We start from the raw sequence: 19569 nt of genomic DNA, 5'->3' as shown, positions 1-19569 counted from the left end.
CCGCCCTTGGTCTCGATACCGAGGGACAGCGGGGTCACGTCGAGGAGCAGGACGTCCTTGACCTCACCCTTGAGGACACCGGCCTGGAGCGAGGCGCCGATGGCGACGACCTCGTCCGGGTTCACACCCTTGTTGGCCTCCTTGCCGCCGGTCAGCTCCTTGACGAGCTCGGCGACGGCGGGCATACGGGTGGAGCCACCGACGAGGACGACGTGGTCGATCTCGTTGATGGAGACGCCGGCGTCCTTCATGACGTTGAAGAACGGGGTCTTGCAGCGCTCCAGCAGGTCCGCGGTGAGCTGCTGGAACTGAGCCCGGGTGAGCTTCTCGTCCAGGTGCAGCGGGCCCTCGGCGGAGGCGGTGATGTACGGCAGGTTGATCGAGGTCTCGGTGGAGGAGGACAGCTCGATCTTGGCCTTCTCGGCGGCCTCACGCAGGCGCTGGAGGGCCATCTTGTCCTTGGACAGGTCCACGCCGTGGCCGGACTGGAACTGCTTGACCAGGTAGTCGACGACGCGCTGGTCCCAGTCGTCACCACCGAGGTGGTTGTCACCGTTGGTGGCCTTCACCTCGACGACGCCGTCACCGATCTCCAGGAGGGACACGTCGAAGGTGCCGCCACCGAGGTCGAAGACGAGGATCGTCTGGTCGTCCTTGTCGAGGCCGTAGGCGAGCGCGGCCGCGGTGGGCTCGTTGACGATGCGCAGGACGTTCAGGCCCGCGATCTCACCGGCCTCCTTCGTCGCCTGGCGCTCAGAGTCGTTGAAGTACGCCGGGACGGTGATGACCGCGTCGGTCACCTTCTCGCCCAGGTAGGACTCGGCGTCCCGCTTCAGCTTCTGGAGGATGAACGCGGAGATCTGCTGCGGGTTGAAGGGCTTCCCGTCGAGCTCGATCTTCCAGTCCGTGCCCATATGGCGCTTGACGGAGCGGATGGTCCGGTCCACGTTGGTGACCGCCTGACGCTTGGCCACCTCGCCGACCAGCACCTCGCCGTTCTTGGCGAAGGCGACGACGGACGGCGTGGTCCTGGCGCCCTCGGCGTTGGTGATGACGGTGGGCTCGCCGCCCTCCAGAACGCTGACGACGGAGTTAGTCGTGCCCAGGTCGATGCCGACCGCACGTGCCATGGTTGATTCCTCCAGCTGACTTGAGTGGAACGGACTCAAGTGTGCATGACGGCCTTCCCGTGGTCAACAGAGCTGAGTCGACCTCACTCAAGTCTTATCCGTTCCTTACACGCAACTGGGCTCTGACCTGCGTCGATGTCAGGCTGGTCGACGTTCGGACGGGTTCTCCCACAGGCACAGGAGGTTGACGGCGGGGTCCGTAGACCTTGATCCGCAGCAGTCCGAGTACGACGACGAGGGCCCCCGCGCCCACCCAGTACACCCCGGACCGGGGGGCCCATCCCATGTGCGTGAGGACGCCGACGAGCACCCCGGAGAAGGCCAGCACCGCCAGCAGGACGGTCGTCGCCTGCGGGGTGAGCCCGAGCCGGCGCAGGCGATGGGCGAGATGGTCGGGTGCGCCGCGCAGCAGCGGCCGTCCGGCCAGTCTGCGGGAGACGGCCACGAGGAGCACGTCGGCGGTGACCAGGGCCGTGAGCGCGTACAGCACCCCCGCGCTCGCGACCGGATGGTGCCCGGCGCGGGTCATCACGGCCGACGACGCCAGCACGAATCCGATGAACAGGGACCCGCAGGCTCCGAGGCCGATCCGCGCGGGGTGCCAGTTGTGCATGAGGAAACCGGTCAGGGCGGCCGCCAGCACGCTCAGCAGCACGGCGAGTTCGTCCATCATCTCGGCCGCCGCGCAGACACCGACGCCGAAGGCGGTGACGACCCCGACCGTGCCCGCCAGCGCGTCCGCGTGGTCGAGCGCCTTGAAGCCGAAGGTGACGAGGACGACGCAGCCGATGGCCGGCAGACCCAGCAGGATCCCGGTCTCGCCGTACGGCACCACGCAGGCCGCCGCCACGGCCGTACCGCCGGCCAGGAACCGCGCCTTGACCCGCCGCACGTCGGCGACCAGCCCGAGCAGGGCGACGGCGCCCGCGGCGATCAGCAGCCGCCTGATCTCCGGGCCCAGCGGGGCGATGCCCGCCCACTCCCAGGCGGCGACGACCAGGCAGGTCGTGAGTGCGACACCCGTCCCGCCGAGCAACGGCAGCGGCCGCTGCCGCCGACGGTCGATGATGCCGAGGCGCAGAGCGGGCAGTCGGAACAGCGCCGCCAGGAAGGCGGCGAGGAGGAGGGCACTCGTGGCGGCGGCGATCCCGTACAGCACGGCGCTAGGTTAGTGCGATATGCCCCAATTAGTGATGAATAACACGATCGGATCTTAAGGCAACCCTCAGCGATTCAGATCACCCCGCGCCTGGCTACAGTGCGACGGAAGATGGGGGTAGTCTCAGACGGACTGCATAAGTTACCGCTTAGTAATCTCGAAGCACCCTCTCCAAGCACTCCCCCAAGCACCCTCTCCAAGATCCCCCGAAGAACCCCTCGCAGGCCCGAGGAGCCCCGAAATGCAACTCGCCGCGATCATCGTGTCGCTGGTCCTGACCGTGGTCGGCGTTGCGCTGCTCGCACGCGCCATCGGCCAGTTCGTCCGGTACTTCAAGCTCGGCCAGCCGGTGCCGGCCGGCAGCCGGACCGACAACCCCTACGCGCGCAGTGTGACGCTCGTGCGGGAGTTCCTCGGCCACACCCGGATGAACCGGTGGGGCATCGTCGGCATCGCCCACTGGTTCGTGGCGGTCGGCTTCCTGACGCTGCCGCCGACCCTGGCGCAGGCGTTCGGCCAGCTCTTCCAGGCCGACTGGACGCTGCCGGTCATCGGCGGGTTCCTGCCGTTCGAGCTGTACATCGAGTTCATCGGCGTGATGACGGTGCTGGGCATCGCCGTGCTGATGGTCATCCGGCTGCTGAGCCTGCCGTCCCGGGCCGGCCGCAAGTCCCGCTTCGCCGGCTCCAAGTCCGGCCAGGCGTACTTCGTCGAGTACGTCATCCTCACCATCGGCCTCGCGATCTACGTGCTGCGCGGCCTGGAGGGGGCGATCCACCACGTGGAGCACTACGAGGCCGCGTACTTCGCCTCGTATCCGCTGGTCCTGGCCTTCAAGGGCCTGAGCCTGACGGCGCTGCAGAACCTGGTCTACCTGGTCGCGATGATCAAGATCGGCACGTCCTTCGTGTGGATGATCGTGGTCTCGCTGAACACCAACATGGGCGTGGCCTGGCACCGCTTCCTGGCCTTCCCGAACATCTGGTTCAAGCGCAACGCGACAGGTGAGACGGCCCTCGGCGCCCTTCTGCCGATGACCTCCGGCGGCAAGCCGATCGACTTCACCGACCCCGGTGACGACGACGTCTTCGGCGTCTCCCAGGTCGAGCAGTTCTCCTGGAAGGGCCTGCTGGACTTCTCCACCTGCACCGAGTGCGGCCGTTGCCAGTCGCAGTGCCCCGCCTGGAACACCGGCAAGCCCCTCTCCCCCAAGCTGCTGATCATGTCGCTGCGCGACCACGCGCACGCCAAGGCGCCCTACCTGCTGGCCGGTGGCGGCAAGACCATGGAGGGCGAGGAGAAGGCGTCCGAGGAGCAGCTCAAGGACGTCCCGGCGGCCGCTCTCGCGGAGGCCGAGCGTCCGCTGATCGGCACCGCGGAAGAGAACGGCGTCATCGACCCGGACGTCCTGTGGTCCTGCACCACCTGCGGCGCCTGCGTCGAGCAGTGCCCGGTCGACATCGAGCACATCGACCACATCGTCGACATGCGCCGCTACCAGGTGATGATCGAGAGCGCGTTCCCGTCCGAGGCGGGCACGATGCTCAAGAACCTGGAGAAGAAGGGCAACCCCTGGGGCCTGGCCAAGAAGCAGCGCCTGGAGTGGCTGAAGGAAGTCGACTTCGAGGTGCCGGTCGTCGGCAAGGACATCGAGGACCTCACCGAGGTCGAGTACCTGTACTGGGTCGGCTGCGCCGGCGCCCTGGAGGACCGCGCGAAGAAGACCACCAAGGCCTTCGCCGAGCTGCTGCACATGGCGGGCGTGAAGTTCGCGATCATGGGCGGCGACGAGAAGTGCACCGGTGACTCCGCCCGCCGCCTCGGCAACGAGCCCCTGTTCCAGGAGCTCGGCATGGAGAACGTCATGGCCCTGAACATGGCCTTCGGCGAGGAGATGGACGACGAGGGCAAGGTCACGCCCGAGTCGAAGAAGCCGAAGTCGGCGAAGAAGATCGTCGCCACCTGCCCGCACTGCCTCAACACGATCGGCAACGAGTACCCGCAGATCGGCGGCGACTACGAGGTCATCCACCACACCCAGCTGCTCCAGCACCTGGTGGACGAGGGCAAGCTGGTCCCGGTCACGCCGGTCGAGGGCATCATCACCTACCACGACCCGTGCTACCTGGGCCGCCACAACAAGATCTACACGCCGCCGCGCGAGATCATCGCCAGCGTCCCGGGCGTGCGCAACGAGGAGATGCACCGCCACAAGGAGCGCGGCTTCTGCTGTGGCGCCGGTGGCGCGCGGATGTGGATGGAGGAGCGGATCGGCAAGCGCATCAACAACGAGCGCGTCGACGAGGCCCTCTCCGTCAACCCCGACATCGTCTCCACCGCCTGCCCGTTCTGCCTCGTCATGCTGACCGACTCGGTCAACGGCAAGAAGAACGAAGGCAAGGCGAAGGAGTCGATCCAGGTCGTCGATGTCGCCCAGCTGCTGCTGGAGTCCGTCAAGACCCCCGTCCCGGACGACGAGCCCCCCGCGGGCGAGGCCGAGACGGAGCACGAGCCGGAGCCGACGCCGGTGAAGTGACCGGCCGACGGCGCCACGACGCCCCCTGTCCCGTGCGGGACAGGGGGCGTCGTCGTACCGGGCGGCCCACCGGGCGCATCCGTTTACGGCATCGACATGCACGAAACTGGACTCTGTGACCACATACTGTCGCGCGTGGGCAACGTACGGCAGGAACCGATCAGGAAGGACCCCCCGGCGTGATCATCTTCGGCACCAAGGGCTACCTCTACCAGCTCGCGATACTCACGCTGGTGTGCGGCCAGTGCGGCAACCCCTCCGCGCACACACTCAGGAAGCGCGTCACGAAGTTCACGCTGTTCTTCGTACCGCTGTTCCCGTTCTCGACGAAGTTCGCGACGCAGTGCACCTTCTGCGGCGCCGAGCAGAAGGTCACCAAGGAGCAGGCGGAGCAGCTCCAGGCTCAGGCCGCCGGCGGCGCTCAGGGCGGTCAGCAGCCGTACGGGCAGCCGCAGCAGCCGTACCGGTCCTGACCTCAGGATCGGGTCTGCTTGGGCCCGCTCAGCGTGTCGGCGGCGTGCTTGGGGCCGGGCCGGGACGAGAACTGGCCGACGAGTTCCCGAAAGCAGATCAGGGCGGTGATCGGCGGAATTCCGACGATCACCATCGCGAGCAGGGAATGCGGTGACTGGCCGATGCAAAGGGCCACCGCCGTGCCGGAGGAAACCAGCATGACGGCCCAGGAACGCCGGGCGGTTCTGCGTTGAACCGAGGCTCGCAGGATGGACAGTCCCGCTAACATCCACGGCCCGTACACCGTCAGCGGCCACCACTGCGCCAGCTTCCGCGACACCACGAGCAGCGCGATGGCGCGAAGCTGATCGTACGAATACGAAATGGACCAGGTCAGCATGGTCACCGCACACACCGTGATGGCCGCGACCAGAACCGCGACGGTGATGATCCGCGGGTTTCCGGGCAGGATGTGCGAGCCCGCCTGCCGCCGCCGATTGCCCGGGCGACGGGGGCGGCGGTCGCCTTCCGACCTGCGAGGGACGCTGTTGATCAGGGGCGGAGGGGGATCCAGGTCGACGCTGTGCGTGGTGTTCAGCATCTGGGCCAGCTCCGCATCCGGATCCCACCCCTCCGACGAGATCGTCGGATCGGGGACCTGCCAGAAGTGCCGCATGTCGACCTGCTGAGTGAGCGGCTGCCCGTCTAGCGCGTCATAATCGGACCTCATTTTTAAAGTCTCTCCACTTCCATCGATTCCCGGAGATATTCACTCTCCATCCGGCTGATGGTTCTCAGGAAGTCCTCAAGTAGATCCGAGCAGTGTGTGATGCTTTCCGCAGTGGTCTGATCAGCTGCTTGCCGGAGGCGGAGCGGGCCGTCCTCAGCCGCATATCTTTCCTGCCAAGTCACGTCCACCTAACGAGCACCGGACGGTGTAGGACATCTGGCATTCGGGGGAATATCCGTCAACGGTGATTATCTGGAGTATCCAATGGCGGCGACTTCCCCATGAAATTCCGAATATGTATCGACCGTATCGCTGGGCACAGCTCACCCCTTGCGTGACCTATCGAATCTCGATAGGTTTCGATCGTAGGTCGATAGAGGGGAAGGGACTCGATGGGGAAGCTGACAGTGCTGGCGCTGCGCGCCGTGCTCGCGTTGCTGCTCGCCGGCTCGGTGTTCGTGCAGGCGGTGATGGTGCCGCTGCTGGCGAGTGATCTGGAGGGGCTGCGGCCGGAGTACGCCTATGTGCGCACCCCGCTGCTGGTGATCATCTTCTTGGGCGTGGTGACGGGGCAGGTCATCGTGGTCTGCGTGTGGCGGCTGGTGACCATGGTGCGCCGCGGGACGGTGTTCTCCCACGGCGCCTTCCGCTACGTGCACATCGTGATGGGCGCGATGGTGGCAGCCGCCCTGCTGGTGTTCGGACTCGCGGTCCTGCTGGCGCCGGGCGAGGCCGTCGCTCCGGGCATCGTCCTGCTGGTCTGCGGGGCTTCCGTGGCGGTGCTGGGCGTCGCGCTCATCGTGCTCGTGCTGCGGATGCTGCTCGCCCAGGCCGTGGCGCGCGACGTCGAGGCGACGCGGATGCGGGCCGAGCTGGAGGGCGTGATCTGATGCCGATCGTCGTGGACATCGACGTGATGCTGGCCAAGCGGAAGCTGTCCGTCGGCGAACTCGCCGAGCGGGTCGGGATCACACCCGCCAACCTGGCCGTACTCAAGAACGGCCGCGCCAAGGCCGTACGCTTCACGACACTCGCCGCGCTCTGCGAGGTGCTCGCGTGCCAGCCGGGGGATCTGCTGCGGTGGGAGGCCGACGGCGGGGCGGACGGGTGACGGGGGAGGCGGCGGGCGGCGGGCGGTGATCAGCGGGCAGCGGTCAGCGGTCAGCGGTCAGCGGTCAAGCGCCCCGGGTCAGGGGACAGCGGTCAAGCGCCAAGGGTCAGGGGACAGCGGTCAAGCGCCAAGGGTCAGGGGCCAGGGGTCAGGGATCGGGCAGGTCGCTCAGGCCGTCATCGCCGCCCGCCGCACTCCCAGTCATGGACCTCGACGTCGGCATAGCGGTCCACGGTCAGGACGGCGCGTGCCGTGTCCGGGTCCGGTGCCCTGAGCAGAGCCGCCGTGCCCAGCCAGACGGTGCCGTCGTCGGACAGCAGCGGCCCGTACGCGATCAGCTCGTCCCGGTCGGCCGGCACGGTGAGGTCGGCGGCCTCTCCCTCGCCGAGGCCGAGCACCAGGTAGCGGTTGCCGCCGGTCGGGCCGCCGGGAAAGTCCCCCATGGTGCGCCCCAGCAGGTTGCGCCACCGGCGCAGCAACACGTCCCGGTACACCCCGGCCTGGTGGTTGGGCTCGTCGAAGGCGAACGCGCGGGCGGCGGCGGGGTCCGGCAGGTCGACGATGTGCACGCTGCCGGTGGGCGTCTCGCCGTCGGCGGCGAGAGTCGGGCCGCGGGCGATCATCTCCTTCGCGTACCCGTCCATGTAGGTCCAGTGCTCCTCCAGCAGCTCGTGGCGCAGGGCGACGGAGTCGGGGCGGTCACGGTGGTAGCAGAAGAACTCCATGACGACAGACCCTGCCCAACGCGGGGCCACTTCTCAACGGGTGCCGTGCTCGGGGCGGGCCGGGCGAGCCGGGCGGGCCAGGCGGGCTAGCGTGGTGATCATGGCGGACTGGGAACTGCGACCGGCCTCGGCGGCGGACGTCGAGGCGGTGGCCGAGTTGCGTGCCGTGGTGCTGCGGGCGGATCTGGAGCGGCTCGGGCGGTACGACGAGCGGCGGGTACGGCAGCGGCTGCGGGACGGGTTCGAGCCGGCCCACACCTGGGTCATCGAGGTGGGCGGCACGTTCGCCGGCAGCGTGGCACTGCGCCCGGCCGAGGACGCCCACTGGCTGGAGCACCTGTATCTGGCACCTCGTCTTCAGGGCGGCGGCATCGGTTCCGGGGTGCTGCGCGAGCTGCTGGAGCGGTGCGACCGCGGGGGTGCCCTCGTCCGGCTGAACGTGCTTCAGGGCAGCCCGGCCCGACGGCTGTACGAGCGGCACGGGTTCACGGTCGAGACCGAGGATCCGGTGGACGTGTTCATGGTGCGCCGGCCTCGCCCGGTGGGACGGCCACGCTGAGCGACCTCACGCCGGCACCCTGCGCAGCTGAGCTGCCGAACGGCCGAACGGCGAACGGCCGAACGCCGCCGTAGGCGAGCACGGGGCGTATGGCCGAAACACGTGCTCGGTCACACGGCACCGGCCCGGGATCCCCGCACAGGGCTGTCGCCCTCACTCGCACACGTGCATGATTGCCCGGTTGTTGTCGCTGGTGCTGACGAGGTGAGCGGTGCGCACGCGAAGATCGGGGATGTGTACGGCGGTCATGAGCACCACCTTCCTGCTGGCGGCCGCCTGCGGCCCCACCCCGCACGACGGCGCCGGGTCGGCCCGGCACACCCCCGTCCGGATCGCCGACGCCCCCGCACAACTCCCCGTCCCCCGGGGCAAGGGCAGCAAGGCCCCGGACGACTTCAACGGCGACGGCCACCGCGACCTCGTCCTCAACGACCTGGTCAAGGCCCAGGCCCACGCCGACGACGCGGGCATCGGCATCGTCTACGGCAGCGAGCGCGGGCTCACCCCGGGCGCACGGCAGTTGCTCAGCCCGCAGCGGCAGGCCGCCCTCACCGGGGGCCGACTCCCCGCCGTGTTCGACGCGGAGGCCACCTGCGACCTGGACAAGGACGGCTTCACGGACCTCGTCGTGTCCACCGACCCGCCCTACGACGGCCAGGGCCGGCCCCCGGTCCCCCTCCAACTCCTCTTCGGCTCCCCGCAGGGCCTCACCGGCAAGGCGGTCAAGCTCGCCATCCCCGACTCCGCCCGCGTCGGCAACGACTGGCCCGACCAGCCCGTGTGCGGCGACTTCGACGGCGACGGCGCGCAGGACCTGGTCGTCCACGCGTCGGGCGGTCAACTGTCCTTCCTGCGCGGCCCGTTCACCCGCAAGGGCAGCCCGAAAACCGCGGGCGCGCCCGTCCCGGCACCCGGCAACGCCCCCACGGGCCCCTCCGCCGACGTCAACGACGACGGATACGACGACCTGGTGGTCCGTACGGCACAGGGCACGGGCCGATCGGCGGTCGTCCTCGGCGGCCCGAGCGGCCCCACCCGCACCGGGGTCGTCCTGCCCTCCGGCGTCGACGTCGCCCTCGGCGCCTTCGGCAAGGGCGAGGACGACCTGGACGCGGCGATCGGCACGACGGACGAAACGTCCCTGCGCTATGACCTCCCGGCAGCCGCCGTACGCGGAAACCTCGACAGCCCCGGCTCGATGCTCGACGCCGCCGACTTCGACGGCGACGGCCTGAGCGAACTCGTCTCCAGCGGCTCGCGGTTGCGTGTCTTCCGCGGCCGTACGGCAAGACTCGCGGCGGCGGGCACGGTGACGGTCACGCCGCCCGCGCGGGGCACGACCCGTGTCGTCACGGTCGGCGACTTCGACGGGGACGGGCGGGCGGAGCTGGTGGTGCGGGCGTATGCCGGCGAGACGAAGGACACGGTGGCCGTGTACGCCGGGACGAAGAAGGGGCTGGTGGCGGCGGAGCCGTCGGTGACGTTCTCGACGGCGGAGTTCCTGCCGCGGCCGGCGCCGTAGGCGCCGTGGAGATCGTGGAGGCCGTGGAGGCCCGTGGAGGCCGGGGTTGCGGGCTGTCAGTCGGCGACCCGCGCGCCGATCGCCCGGGCGCGGCGACGGGCTTCGGGGCTGAGGCCCTTGCGGCGGGGGGAGGTGCGGTGGTTGTAGGCGGTGGGCTGGGCGAGGTAGCCGAGACCGCGTAGACCGGGCTTGGCCACCACACAGGCGAAGCGTGGGTCACCCGCGTACCAGAGTTCCTCGTCGTACTCCTTCAGGGCCTCGTGGCTCCAGGTCCGGAACAACCCGGCAGGCGCCTTGAGAGACACCACCTTCTCGGGGCTGTCGGGGTCGGGCAGCACGAAGAGCGCGTCTTTGCCCTTGGTGATCCGGACAGCACCGGACAGCTGACGCCAGGGGTAGACGCGAAGGATGCGCCACATCCGCCACCCCATGGCGAGTCGGCCGAGGGCCACGAGCGCCATCGTCCCGATCGACAAAAGGACCAGCACCATGGGAACCACGGCCGCAACGGGCAGCAGAAGGGTGACGTACAACGCCCCCCACCACAGCGCCACCCAAACGAGCGCCCTGGCCAGGTGACGCGCCGTCCACAGAAGGAAAGCACGTCGGGTACCCGGTGTCTCCCACGCCACCGGGCCGTCGAAGCCCTGCTTGTCGAGGTTCATGGTCATGCGCACATCCCGAGTCAGCCGAAGTCCGAGGCGATGTCGTTCCCGATGCCGCCCGTGCCATCGGCCGTGTCGCCACGTGCGGCGCGCTCGATCTCCGGCAGCGGATCGTGGAAGGACACCGTGTGCGCGATGCCTTCCATCATGTCGCGGTAATGCTTGCGGGAGCCCACGGCCGTGCTGCTCAGCGTCAGGACGCCCAGCTGCGTACCCGAGGGGGCCGGGATGTAGAGATTGCACTGGTAGAGGTCCTGGCTGGGCACCCCCTCCAGTGCGGGCATGGTGATCAGGGTGTCGGAGATCGACGCCGGACGACCGCCCGGAAGCGTCAACAGCCCCACATTCTCAGCGCATTCGCGCAGCGAGACCGCGCGAACCGCCGTGATCTTGGCTGGGGCCCACTCGATGTCCCTGAGCGCCACTGTGAACACGGACGAGGCTGACGACCCGTCGTCCGCGTAGTGCATACCGAGCGAGCATGCAATGACACCTTCGCTCCGCATCTGGGCAGCCATGAACCGGACATCCCGCAGTGCGCCCGCGTACCGGTCACGCTGGTCCTCGGGGGCAAGGTCCAGGACCAGCGCCAGCGCCTGCTCAAGCTGCGACTCCCGCTCCGAGCCCGGTTCGGGGTCGAGAGCGTCGATCGGAGTGGCGAAGAACCCGGCCGGCAGCGCGTACCAGATCTTCGAGCTCGGGTCTTTGGCCGTGTCGTCGATCACCAGACTGATCGGATTCTCTGCAGCTTCTTGTGTCATCGCAGAGCCGCCACGGTGCTGCGGATGACGGAGAAGGCCGCAGGGCCGTCGAACAGGCCCGCGCGTGCCGCGTCGACCCCGGTAGCGGTGTTCTTGCCACCATCGCTGTCCAAGGCGTCGATGTTCTCGGCGGCCAATCCGTAGCTGGAGGTGAGCACACCCGCGACCGGCGAGACAAAGTCCATGCCGACTTTGAGCGCCTGGTTGCCCCCTGCTGCCTGCGCCACCCAATTTCCGACGGGGTTGTAGGAGCCGGCGGTCGCGATCCTGTTCGCGGCCGTGACGGTGTCGTCGGCGAACCTGCCGAGGAACTGCCCCGCGCTCACCGCCTCGGAGGCGTAGTGCGTCGACTTGATGGCGCCGTTGAGGCCTCGCGCCACGGCACCGACACCCGGCACCGCCCCAACGAGGTCTCCGGCGAGCCCCACCGAATTCTCCCAGAAGTCCGCGTCGAACTCGCCCTTGGTGAACCCGTCCTTGAGTGAGGCCCGCACCTTGGGATCGGAGAGCCGGGAGGCCATCGTGGCAAGGCTCAGCGCGCCCGCGGCGAGCAGGAACGCAATCCCGAACGGCCCCGTGCACAGCAGCGCCAGCAACCCCGCCACCGCCGCCAGCACACTGAGGATGTTGGTGAGATTGTCCCCGATCCAGCTCAGCGCCTTGCTCAGCCAGCCCGGCTCCTCCGGTGCCAGGTCCTTCGTGGCGTCCTTCAGCTTCCTCGCGAGCTCCCGCGCCTCGTCCTCGTGCGTGCCCTCCAGCTCGCGCGCCTTGCGCATCACCTCGTCCAAAGCGCCCTGCGCGTTGTTGACGGCGGTGACGGCGTCGTTGAGCCGGGCCGTGGCCGCGTTCAGACGAGTCTGGGCGGCCTCCAGCTCGGGGCCCTCTTCGAAGGTCTGCCCGGCGAGCTTGAGGTCGGGGTCCTTCTCGGCCGCCTCGTGCCGGGAGTTGGCGGCCTTCAGGTCGCCCTTGTGGTCGGCCGCCTCGACGTCGTACTTGTGCGCCAGCTCCCTGCGGCTGGTCAGTCCGCCGTGCCAGGCGCCGAGGTGACCGGCGGCCAGGGTCAGGGACTTGTGGGCGTCCTTCATGTACTTCGGCAGGTCACCGTCGAGCGCCTCGCGGAAGCCGACGGCGGCGTCGCCCTCCCAGAAGCTGGACTCGCCGAGCAGCTTGTCGATCTTCTGGTACGCCGTCTGCAGCGCGCTCGCCGAGTTGACGAGCTGGGTACGGAGCTTCTCGACCTCGCCCGGCTGCCCCGGGACGGGGTTCCAGCCGAGGTGGACGTACGGATTCTGTGCCACCGCAATCACTTCCCCGCAGCCGCGGCACGCTTGAAGCTCTCCTCCAGGGAGGTCTCCACTTCGCGGTAGTTGTCCGTGTTCTTCTGGAGCCCCTCGGTGAGCTTGCCGATGCGCTCCTTGATCTGCTCGTTGCCGTACTTCCAGCGCTCCTGGAACGCGTCACACGCCTCGTCCAGCTCCGGGGTCCCGATCTGGTCGGACCGTACGTGCTGGAGGGCGGTCCGCACCTGCTCAAGGGACTCGTTGGCGCTGTTGAGGTCCTTGGTGAACGCGGCGAGCTGATCGATGTCGGTCTTGAAGTGGTCCCCCACGCAGGTCCTCCCCGTTCGCGCTTCACGGTCGCAGCGGCAAACGACACCGGCGGCCGAATGCGCCGATCATGCCACGGGAGGGTGAAGGGTCCGTGCCGGGGTCACGGAATCCCCACGAAACGAATGATTCCGGTGGGATCAAGGAGGCTTCCCGGCGACGAGCAGACGAGCAGACGAGCAGCGCTCTCGCCGCTTGCGGCTTGGCGGACTCGCGCACTCGCGCACTCGCGCGACTCACGCCACTCGTGCACTCGCGGACAGAAACTGTCCGCAAGCCCTCCTACGGTCCTTCCATGACGCAGACACAGACGCAGACACAGCGGCAGACACAGACAGAGACACAGACGCAGAAGGTCCTTGTCAGCGGCGCCACCGGCAGGGTCGGCCGCCAGGTCGTCGCCGAGTTGCTCGCCCGCGGGCACGAGGTCCGTGCCCTCACCCGGAACGCCGAGAAGGCCGCCTTCCCGGCCGGCGTCGAGGTCGTCCAGGGCGATCTGACCGAACCCGACAGCCTGATCCCGGCCCTGGAGGGCGTCACCGGTCTCCACCTGATCACCTTCGGCGGGGCCTACTTCGCCCCACTGGAGACCGGCCCCCGGATCCTGGAACTGGCCCGCGCCGCCGGCGTACGCCGGGTCACCGTGCTGCACGGCGGCGGCCCCACCGCGCTGGAGGACGCCGTACGCGCCGACGACGGTGTGGCGTGGACCGTACTCATGCCGGTCGAGTTCATGGCGAACGCCCTGGAGTGGGCGGACGGGATCGTGGCCTCGGACGAGGTCCGCGAGCCGTTCGTCTCCCGGCTGAGCGCCATGGTGCACGAGGGCGACATCGGAGCCGTCGCCGCGGTCGCGCTCACCGAGGAGGGCCACGGGGGTCAGGAGTACGTGATCACCGGGCCCGAACTGCTCACCGTGGGCGACAAGGTGGCGGCGATAGCGGCCGCCCGCGGCCGGGAGATCGCGGTGGTCGAGCTGTCGGAGGACGAGGCCGTGGCGCAGTGGCGGGCGGCGGGGCACCCGGAGGACGTGATCGGCTTCCTGCTGGAGGCGTACGGGAACACCCCGGAGGTGGGCCGTACGGTCGTCGACACCGTCGAGAAGGTCACCGGCCGCCCGGCCCGCACCTTCACCCAGTGGGCCGCGGAACACGCGGACGCCTTCGCTGAGGCCAAGGAAGGCCCGCTCTAAAGAGAAGGCAAGGAGTCAGTCCACTGCTCCTCGCCACTCTCAACCTATAGCGCACGGGGGGCCTTGCGGCAAGGCCCCCTTCGTGCTGAAGAATCTCCCGCCTGAGGCAGAACCTGCGGAAATCAGCGATCCGCAACCTATGCGCGCTTTGGGGGATTCGTGATCGACGTGATCATCGCCGGCGGTGGACCGACCGGCTTGATGCTGGCCGCCGAACTGCGGCTGCACGGGGTGCACGTGGTGGTGCTGGAGAAGGACGCGGAGCCGGCCCCGTTCGTCCGCGCGCTGGGTCTGCACGTGCGCAGCATCGAGGTGATGGACCAGCGCGGTCTGCTGGACCGGTTCCTCGCGCACGGCCGGCAGCACCCGGTCGGCGGCTTCTTCGCCGGTATCGCCAAGCCGGCGCCGGGGCTGGACACCGCGCACCCCTACGTCCTCGGCATCCCGCAGACCACCACCGATCGCCTGCTGCTCGAACGCGCCACCGAACTCGGCGCCGAGATCCGGCGCGGCTGCGAGCTGGTCGGCCTGAAACAGGACGAGCACGGGGTGACCGTCGAGCTCGCCGACGGCTCCCGGCTGCGCTCACGCCACCTCGTCGGCTGCGACGGCGGCCGCAGCACGGTGCGCAAGCTGGTCGGCGTCGGATTCCCCGGTGAGCCCAGCAGGGTCGAGACACTGCTGGGCGAGATGGAGCTGACCGTGCCGCCGGAGGAGCTGACGGCCGTGGTGGCCGAAGTCCGCAAGACACACTTCCGGTTCGGCGCCATGCCCCTCGGCGACGGCGCGTACCGCGTCGTCGTGCCCGCCGACGGGGTGGCCGAGGACCGTGCCGTCCCGCCGACCCTGGAGGAGGTCCGGCAGCAGCTGCGGAAGTTCGCCGGCACCGACTTCGGGGTGCACTCACCGCGCTGGCTGTCCCGCTTCGGTGACGCGACCCGGCTGGCGGAGCGCTACCGCGTCGGCCGGGTGCTGCTGGCCGGCGACGCGGCGCACATCCACCCGCCGGTCGGCGGTCAGGGGCTCAACCTCGGCATCCAGGACGCGTTCAACCTCGGCTGGAAACTGGCCGCCGAGGTGCGCGGCTGGGCCCCAGCCGGGCTGCTGGACAGCTACGACACCGAGCGGCGCCCGGTGGCCGCCGACGTGCTCGACAACACCCGGGCGCAGATGGAGCTGCTGTCCCCCGCGCCGGGAGCCCAGGCGGTGCGCCGGCTGCTGGCGGAACTGATGGACTTCGAGGACGTGAACCGGTACCTGACCGAGAAGATCATCGCGACCGGCGTCCGCTACGACTTCGGCGAGGGGCACGAGTTGGTCGGCCGGCGGATGCGGGACGTGGAGTTGAAGCGGGGGCGTCTGTACTCCCTGATGCACGGCGGCCGCGGGCTGCTCCTCGACCAGACGGGCCGGCTCTCGGTGGCGGGCTGGTCGGACCGCGTCGACCACGTCGTCGATGTCGTCGACGTCAGCGACGTCAGCGACGTCAGCGAGGAACTGGACGTGCCCGCGGTGCTGCTGCGGCCGGACGGCCATGTGGCGTGGGCCGGCGACGACCAGCGGGACCTGCTCGGACGGCTGCCTGAGTGGTTCGGCACCGCCGCCGACTGAGCGCGCGGGCGGCGCCCCGGCCGGTCGCCGCACGGCTCCGGCAGCGGCCCGCGGAGACGGGGCCGGTTCCAGATCGACGGCGGCCGAGGCGAGCGCCGGCACCGCCGCGTCCGGTCCGTACGGCTGAAACCGGCACCAGCCACTGGCTGAAACCGGCACCAACCACCCATCGCCTCCCCACCTCGAAGAAGTACCGAACTCACGTACAACCCTTACGCCCCACCGCGAGTCTCCTGATCGCCAACCGCCCGTGAACCCGAGGACAACTTCCGGCCAACGGACGGACCACGGCACCCAACGACTGCCGATGCCCCGCCGGGCATCCCGCATGCCGCAGGAGAATCCCGCATGCACCACGCGCACGCGCACCCGCACCCGCGCAGGCACCCCCGCCTGCGCATCGCCCTCGCGACGGCCACCGCGGCCGCGCTGACGGGCGGTCTGCTCACCGTCGCCGTCTCGACCGCGACCGCCGCCGACTCCGCCCACGTCCCGCACGCCGACTTCAACGGTGACGGCATCGGTGACGTCGTCGCCTCGGCGCACGGCGCCTATGTGAACGGACGCCAAGGCGCCGGCCAGGTCGTCGTGCTCTACGGCACCGCCACCGGCGTATCGTCCGCCAAGCGCACGACGATCAGCCAGAACACCACCGGCAACCCCGGCACCGCCGAGGCCGGCGACGGCTTCGGCGGCGAGACCGCGTACGCCGACTTCAACGGCGACGGGTACGACGACCTCGCCGTCTCCTCCCCCTGGGAGAAGGTCGGCACCGACACCAACGGCGGCGGCGTCGCCCTTCTGTGGGGCTCGGCGAGCGGCCTCACCGGCAAGGGCGTCACCGTCGCGGACCCCGCCCCCTCCTCGCACGACTACTGGGGCAAGGACCTGGCGGCCGGCGACTTCGACGGCGACGGCAAGGCCGACCTGGCCGTCGGCAACTCCAGCAACACCATCCATGTCCTCAAGGGGGGCTTCACCGCCTCCGGGACGGCCGGCGGGCGCTACACCGTCAAGCCGCCCATCATGAACGGCTCCAACGACTTCCCGCACGGACCGCTCAGCCTCACCGCCGGCGACGTCAACGGCGACCAGCGGACCGACCTGATCGTCGACGGGTACGAGACCCAGACCGACTACGGCTGGAACACCAACTACTTCGTGCCCGGCACCGCGAGCGGCCTGAGCGCCGCCTCCGCCAAGCCCCTCAAGCCCGGCATCATCACCGCCGTCGGCGACATCAACGGCGACGGCTACGGCGACATCGTCAGCGGCGCCGGCTGGGACGCCGCCCTTGAGGACGGCACGCCCGTCCCGGACGCCTCCAACGGCGGCAAGGTGAACATCACCTACGGCTCCGCCTCCGGGCCCGCCACCACCACCGGCATCACCCAGAACAGCGGCAACGTCCCCGGCAGCTCCGAGAAGGGCGACGGCTTCGGCTGGGAGCTGGACCTCGGTGACATCAACGGCGACGGCTACCAGGACCTGGTGGTCTCCTCCCCGAACGAGGACATCGGCGGCATCGCCAACACCGGCCAGGTCACCGTCCTGTACGGCTCGGCGAGCGGTATCAACACCAGCGCCGGTGTCCAGGGCTTCGCCCAGAGCACCGCGGGCGTCCCCGGCAACGACGAGAAGAACGACCTGTTCGGCGCGGACCTCAAGCTCGACGACGTCACCGGCGACGGCAAGGCCGACCTGGTCGTCGGCTCGTACGAGAACTCCGGCAACGGCGGCCTGACCTACCTGCCCTCCAACGGCACGAAGATCACCACGTCCGGTTCACGCACCGTCGCCCCGAGCAACTCGGGCGTCTCGACGACCGGTTCGCCGCAGTTCGGCGCCGTCTTCGCGGACTGAGCACGTCGGCCGTACGGCGACGCCATCGCCGTACGGCCGTAAGGCCGCCAGCGGCCGCAGGCCGGGCCCGTCGTCCCCACGGGCCCGGCCTTCGCCCCTCCCCCTCGGGAGCACCCACCGGGCCCGCCCGTCCTCCGGGCGGGTGCGCTTGCGCACGGTGCCCGTCCTGACGGCGGCGACGGCGGTGTCCACGGCGGGCAGTCCGGCCACGGCTCGGCCCTCAACTCCCGATCGCCCTTGATCGCCCCTACTCAACTTCTGATCAATCTCAGATCAACTACCGATCGACTCTCGATCGACTCTCGATCGACTCTCGATCGACCCTTGATCGACTCCCGATCAATTCCTTGGCACCGAAACGGACTTTACGGATTCCCATGCGCAAGCGAACACTTCTCCTGGCCGCCACCCTCACCACGGGCCTCCTCACCGCCCTGCCCGCCACCACGGCGGCCGCCGCCCCCTCCGGCCTGTCCGGCGACTTCAACGGCGACGGCTACCGCGACGCCGTCGTCACCGCGCCCCTCGCCAAGGTCGCCGGCAAGAGCAAGGCCGGTTACGTCGCCGTGGTGTACGGCACCGCGAGCGGCCTGGACACCGGCAAGCGGCAGATCATCAGCCAGGACACCGCCGGGATCCCCGGCGTCCCGGAGAGCGGCGACTACTTCGGCGACCGCGCCACCACCGGCGACCTGGACGGTGACGGCTACACGGACATCGTCGTCGGCGTGAACGCCGAGCAGATCGGCTCGACCGACGAGTCCGGCGTGCTGACGGTGCTGTGGGGCGGGGCGACCGGCATCAAGTCCGGCACCGACATCAGCTCGCCGCTCCCCGAGAACCGGTACGCGCTCGGCTGGTCCGTCGCCACCGGCGACTTCGACGGCGACGGCGCCACCGACCTGGCCGCGGTGAACATGGCCGCCCCCGGCCTCAACGTCTTCAAGGGCCCGATCTCGCGCACCGGCGTGGCCGCGGGCCGCACCGGCATCGACACGCAGGACCAGACCGGCGTCGGCACGGAGCAGATCGTCGCGGGTGACGTCACCGGCGACGGCAGGTCGGATCTGCTCGTGCTGGGCCAGGAGGAGATCACCGACGGCTACCGCACCCGCGGCGTCCTCTACAAGGGCTCGGCCTCCGGCCTGACGGCGGGCTCCAAGGTCGCCGGCGGCTACGCGGCGGTCATCGCGGACGTCGACAAGGACGGCTACGGCGACATCGTCACCGGCAACTTCATGGAGAAGTCGACGGACGAGCCCAACGGCGGCCCTGGCGGCGCGGTCACGGTCACGTACGGCGCGGCCACGGGCCTGTCGACCCGCACCCCGGTCCGTATCACCCAGGACACCACGGGCGTCCCGGGCGCGTCCGAGCGGAACGACGCCTTCGGCTGGAGCCTCGCCGCCGGCGACACCAACGGCGACGGCTACGCCGACATCGCGGTCGGCGTGGCGAACGAGGACCTGAGCGGGAAGACGGACGCCGGCTCGGTCGTCGTCCTGCGCGGCTCGGCCTCCGGCCTGACCGGCAGCGGCGCCAAGTCCTTCTCGCAGGACACCAGCGGGGTGCCGGGCGCCGCCGAGTCGTACGACTACTTCGGCCACTCCGTCTTCCTCACCGACGCCAACAACGACGGCCGCGCGGAGCTGATCAGCGGCGCCCGCGGCGAGAACGCCGGCGCGGGCTCCGCCTGGGTCCTGCGCGGCACCTCCACCGGCATCACGGCCACCGGCGCCAAGACCTTCGGCAGCACGACGCTGGGCGGACCGTCGGGCCTGGCGTACTTCGGCGACGTACTGACGGGCTGAGCCGCGCCTGGTGAGGTCCTCTCCCGTACGGCCGGACCCTGACCGATCACGGAGAACCGCACCACTCGACCCCTAGGGGATGTCACAGCTCGGCAGCAAAGCCGGGCCCTGACCGCAGGGCCCGGCACGCGAGT

The 19569-nt window shown here is 69.7% G+C and carries 18 protein-coding genes; 10 read left to right on the top strand and 8 right to left on the bottom strand.

All coding sequences use genetic code 11. From position 1 onward, the window contains the following. Both dnaK and ABZ078_RS21845 read right to left on the bottom strand, forming a co-directional pair. Positions 1 to 1130: molecular chaperone DnaK (gene dnaK / locus ABZ078_RS21850; protein ID WP_356577529.1), on the bottom strand; the 1130-nt coding region annotated here is incomplete at its 3' end. A 94-nt stretch (positions 1131 to 1224) separates the two neighbouring features. Next, positions 1225 to 2289, bottom strand: a complete 1065-nt coding sequence (locus tag ABZ078_RS21845) for an MraY family glycosyltransferase (protein ID WP_356577527.1) — start codon at positions 2287 to 2289, stop codon at positions 1225 to 1227. Between the two features lie 241 nt (positions 2290 to 2530). On the opposite strand from ABZ078_RS21845, the gene ABZ078_RS21840 reads away from it, so the two are divergent. After that, positions 2531 to 4825, top strand: a complete 2295-nt coding sequence (locus ABZ078_RS21840) for a heterodisulfide reductase-related iron-sulfur binding cluster (protein ID WP_356577526.1) — start codon at positions 2531 to 2533, stop codon at positions 4823 to 4825. 179 nt (positions 4826 to 5004) lie between these two features. Continuing rightward, positions 5005 to 5298, top strand: a complete 294-nt coding sequence (locus ABZ078_RS21835; RefSeq protein ID WP_356577524.1) for a zinc-ribbon domain-containing protein — start codon at positions 5005 to 5007, stop codon at positions 5296 to 5298. Positions 5299 to 5300: 2 nt separating this feature from the next. Here ABZ078_RS21835 and ABZ078_RS21830 read toward each other — a convergent pair whose 3' ends face one another. Continuing rightward, complete coding sequence (locus ABZ078_RS21830) at positions 5301 to 6008, bottom strand: DUF2637 domain-containing protein (protein WP_356577523.1); 708 nt, start codon at positions 6006 to 6008, stop codon at positions 5301 to 5303. Between the two features lie 392 nt (positions 6009 to 6400). Between ABZ078_RS21830 and ABZ078_RS21825 the strand changes: the two genes are divergently transcribed. Both ABZ078_RS21825 and ABZ078_RS21820 read left to right on the top strand, forming a co-directional pair. Beyond that, a complete protein-coding gene (locus ABZ078_RS21825) occupies positions 6401 to 6898 on the top strand; it encodes a DUF2975 domain-containing protein (RefSeq protein ID WP_356577521.1) in 498 nt (165 codons plus the stop codon). Further along, entirely contained in the window at positions 6898 to 7119 is a 222-nt protein-coding gene (locus ABZ078_RS21820; RefSeq protein ID WP_356577519.1) for a helix-turn-helix transcriptional regulator, read from the top strand. The genes ABZ078_RS21825 and ABZ078_RS21820 overlap by 1 nt, the downstream gene beginning before the upstream one ends. Before the next feature lie 176 nt (positions 7120 to 7295). Here the strand turns inward: ABZ078_RS21820 and ABZ078_RS21815 are convergent, their stop codons facing one another. Further along, the gene (locus ABZ078_RS21815) at positions 7296 to 7844 is read right to left on the bottom strand and encodes a YciI family protein (protein WP_356577517.1); all 549 of its coding nucleotides are present in this window, start codon (positions 7842 to 7844) and stop codon (positions 7296 to 7298) included. A 100-nt stretch (positions 7845 to 7944) separates the two neighbouring features. On the opposite strand from ABZ078_RS21815, the gene ABZ078_RS21810 reads away from it, so the two are divergent. Continuing rightward, the gene (locus ABZ078_RS21810; RefSeq protein WP_356577516.1) at positions 7945 to 8403 is read left to right on the top strand and encodes a GNAT family N-acetyltransferase; all 459 of its coding nucleotides are present in this window, start codon (positions 7945 to 7947) and stop codon (positions 8401 to 8403) included. A gap of 247 nt (positions 8404 to 8650) precedes the next feature. After that, positions 8651 to 9925, top strand: a complete 1275-nt coding sequence (locus tag ABZ078_RS21805) for a VCBS repeat-containing protein (RefSeq protein WP_356577514.1) — start codon at positions 8651 to 8653, stop codon at positions 9923 to 9925. Positions 9926 to 9981: 56 nt separating this feature from the next. Here the strand turns inward: ABZ078_RS21805 and ABZ078_RS21800 are convergent, their stop codons facing one another. From ABZ078_RS21800 to ABZ078_RS21785, 4 genes are read right to left on the bottom strand one after another with little or no spacing between them, the layout of a single operon-like run. Continuing rightward, a complete protein-coding gene (locus ABZ078_RS21800; protein WP_356577512.1) occupies positions 9982 to 10596 on the bottom strand; it encodes a hypothetical protein in 615 nt (204 codons plus the stop codon). 14 nt (positions 10597 to 10610) lie between these two features. Then, the gene (locus tag ABZ078_RS21795) at positions 10611 to 11315 is read right to left on the bottom strand and encodes a hypothetical protein (protein ID WP_356577510.1); all 705 of its coding nucleotides are present in this window, start codon (positions 11313 to 11315) and stop codon (positions 10611 to 10613) included. Positions 11316 to 11347: 32 nt separating this feature from the next. After that, positions 11348 to 12649, bottom strand: coding sequence for a hypothetical protein (locus ABZ078_RS21790; RefSeq protein ID WP_356577508.1), 1302 nt, complete (start codon positions 12647 to 12649; stop codon positions 11348 to 11350). 5 nt (positions 12650 to 12654) lie between these two features. Then, positions 12655 to 12960 (bottom strand): hypothetical protein, encoded by a 306-nt coding sequence (locus ABZ078_RS21785; protein ID WP_356577507.1) that lies wholly within the window; start codon positions 12958 to 12960, stop codon positions 12655 to 12657. Positions 12961 to 13253: 293 nt separating this feature from the next. Between ABZ078_RS21785 and ABZ078_RS21780 the strand changes: the two genes are divergently transcribed. The 4 genes from ABZ078_RS21780 (at position 13254) to ABZ078_RS21765 (ending at position 19435) form a co-directional block, all read left to right on the top strand. Continuing rightward, complete coding sequence (locus ABZ078_RS21780) at positions 13254 to 14150, top strand: NAD(P)H-binding protein (RefSeq protein WP_356577505.1); 897 nt, start codon at positions 13254 to 13256, stop codon at positions 14148 to 14150. A 159-nt stretch (positions 14151 to 14309) separates the two neighbouring features. Then, positions 14310 to 15761, top strand: coding sequence for a rifampin monooxygenase (rox, locus tag ABZ078_RS21775; RefSeq protein ID WP_356577503.1), 1452 nt, complete (start codon positions 14310 to 14312; stop codon positions 15759 to 15761). Positions 15762 to 16109: 348 nt separating this feature from the next. Beyond that, complete coding sequence (locus tag ABZ078_RS21770) at positions 16110 to 17624, top strand: FG-GAP and VCBS repeat-containing protein (RefSeq protein WP_356577501.1); 1515 nt, start codon at positions 16110 to 16112, stop codon at positions 17622 to 17624. Between the two features lie 377 nt (positions 17625 to 18001). After that, complete coding sequence (locus tag ABZ078_RS21765; RefSeq protein WP_356577499.1) at positions 18002 to 19435, top strand: FG-GAP and VCBS repeat-containing protein; 1434 nt, start codon at positions 18002 to 18004, stop codon at positions 19433 to 19435. Positions 19436 to 19569: the final 134 nt, after the last annotated feature.

The organism is Streptomyces sp. NPDC006385 (genome assembly GCF_040612485.1).
Classification (GTDB): Bacteria; Actinomycetota; Actinomycetes; order Streptomycetales; family Streptomycetaceae; genus Streptomyces.
Note: the sequence above shows the minus strand (reverse complement) of the source record. Positions and strands in the feature narration are given on the sequence as shown.

What these genes read in the sequence shown, in the direction of transcription:
- ABZ078_RS21825 (WP_356577521.1), top strand. Translation starts at nt 6,401, where the DNA reads ATGGGGAAGCTGACAGTGCTGGCGCTGCGCGCCGTGCTCGCGTTGCTG.
- ABZ078_RS21815 (WP_356577517.1), bottom strand. Translation starts at nt 7,844, where the DNA reads ATGGAGTTCTTCTGCTACCACCGTGACCGCCCCGACTCCGTCGCCCTG.
- ABZ078_RS21765 (WP_356577499.1), top strand. Translation starts at nt 18,002, where the DNA reads ATGCGCAAGCGAACACTTCTCCTGGCCGCCACCCTCACCACGGGCCTC.
- ABZ078_RS21800 (WP_356577512.1), bottom strand. Translation starts at nt 10,596, where the DNA reads ATGACCATGAACCTCGACAAGCAGGGCTTCGACGGCCCGGTGGCGTGG.
- ABZ078_RS21770 (WP_356577501.1), top strand. Translation starts at nt 16,110, where the DNA reads ATGCACCACGCGCACGCGCACCCGCACCCGCGCAGGCACCCCCGCCTG.
- ABZ078_RS21810 (WP_356577516.1), top strand. Translation starts at nt 7,945, where the DNA reads ATGGCGGACTGGGAACTGCGACCGGCCTCGGCGGCGGACGTCGAGGCG.
- ABZ078_RS21820 (WP_356577519.1), top strand. Translation starts at nt 6,898, where the DNA reads ATGCCGATCGTCGTGGACATCGACGTGATGCTGGCCAAGCGGAAGCTG.
- ABZ078_RS21840 (WP_356577526.1), top strand. Translation starts at nt 2,531, where the DNA reads ATGCAACTCGCCGCGATCATCGTGTCGCTGGTCCTGACCGTGGTCGGC.
- ABZ078_RS21830 (WP_356577523.1), bottom strand. Translation starts at nt 6,008, where the DNA reads ATGAGGTCCGATTATGACGCGCTAGACGGGCAGCCGCTCACTCAGCAG.
- ABZ078_RS21805 (WP_356577514.1), top strand. Translation starts at nt 8,651, where the DNA reads ATGAGCACCACCTTCCTGCTGGCGGCCGCCTGCGGCCCCACCCCGCAC.
- ABZ078_RS21780 (WP_356577505.1), top strand. Translation starts at nt 13,254, where the DNA reads ATGACGCAGACACAGACGCAGACACAGCGGCAGACACAGACAGAGACA.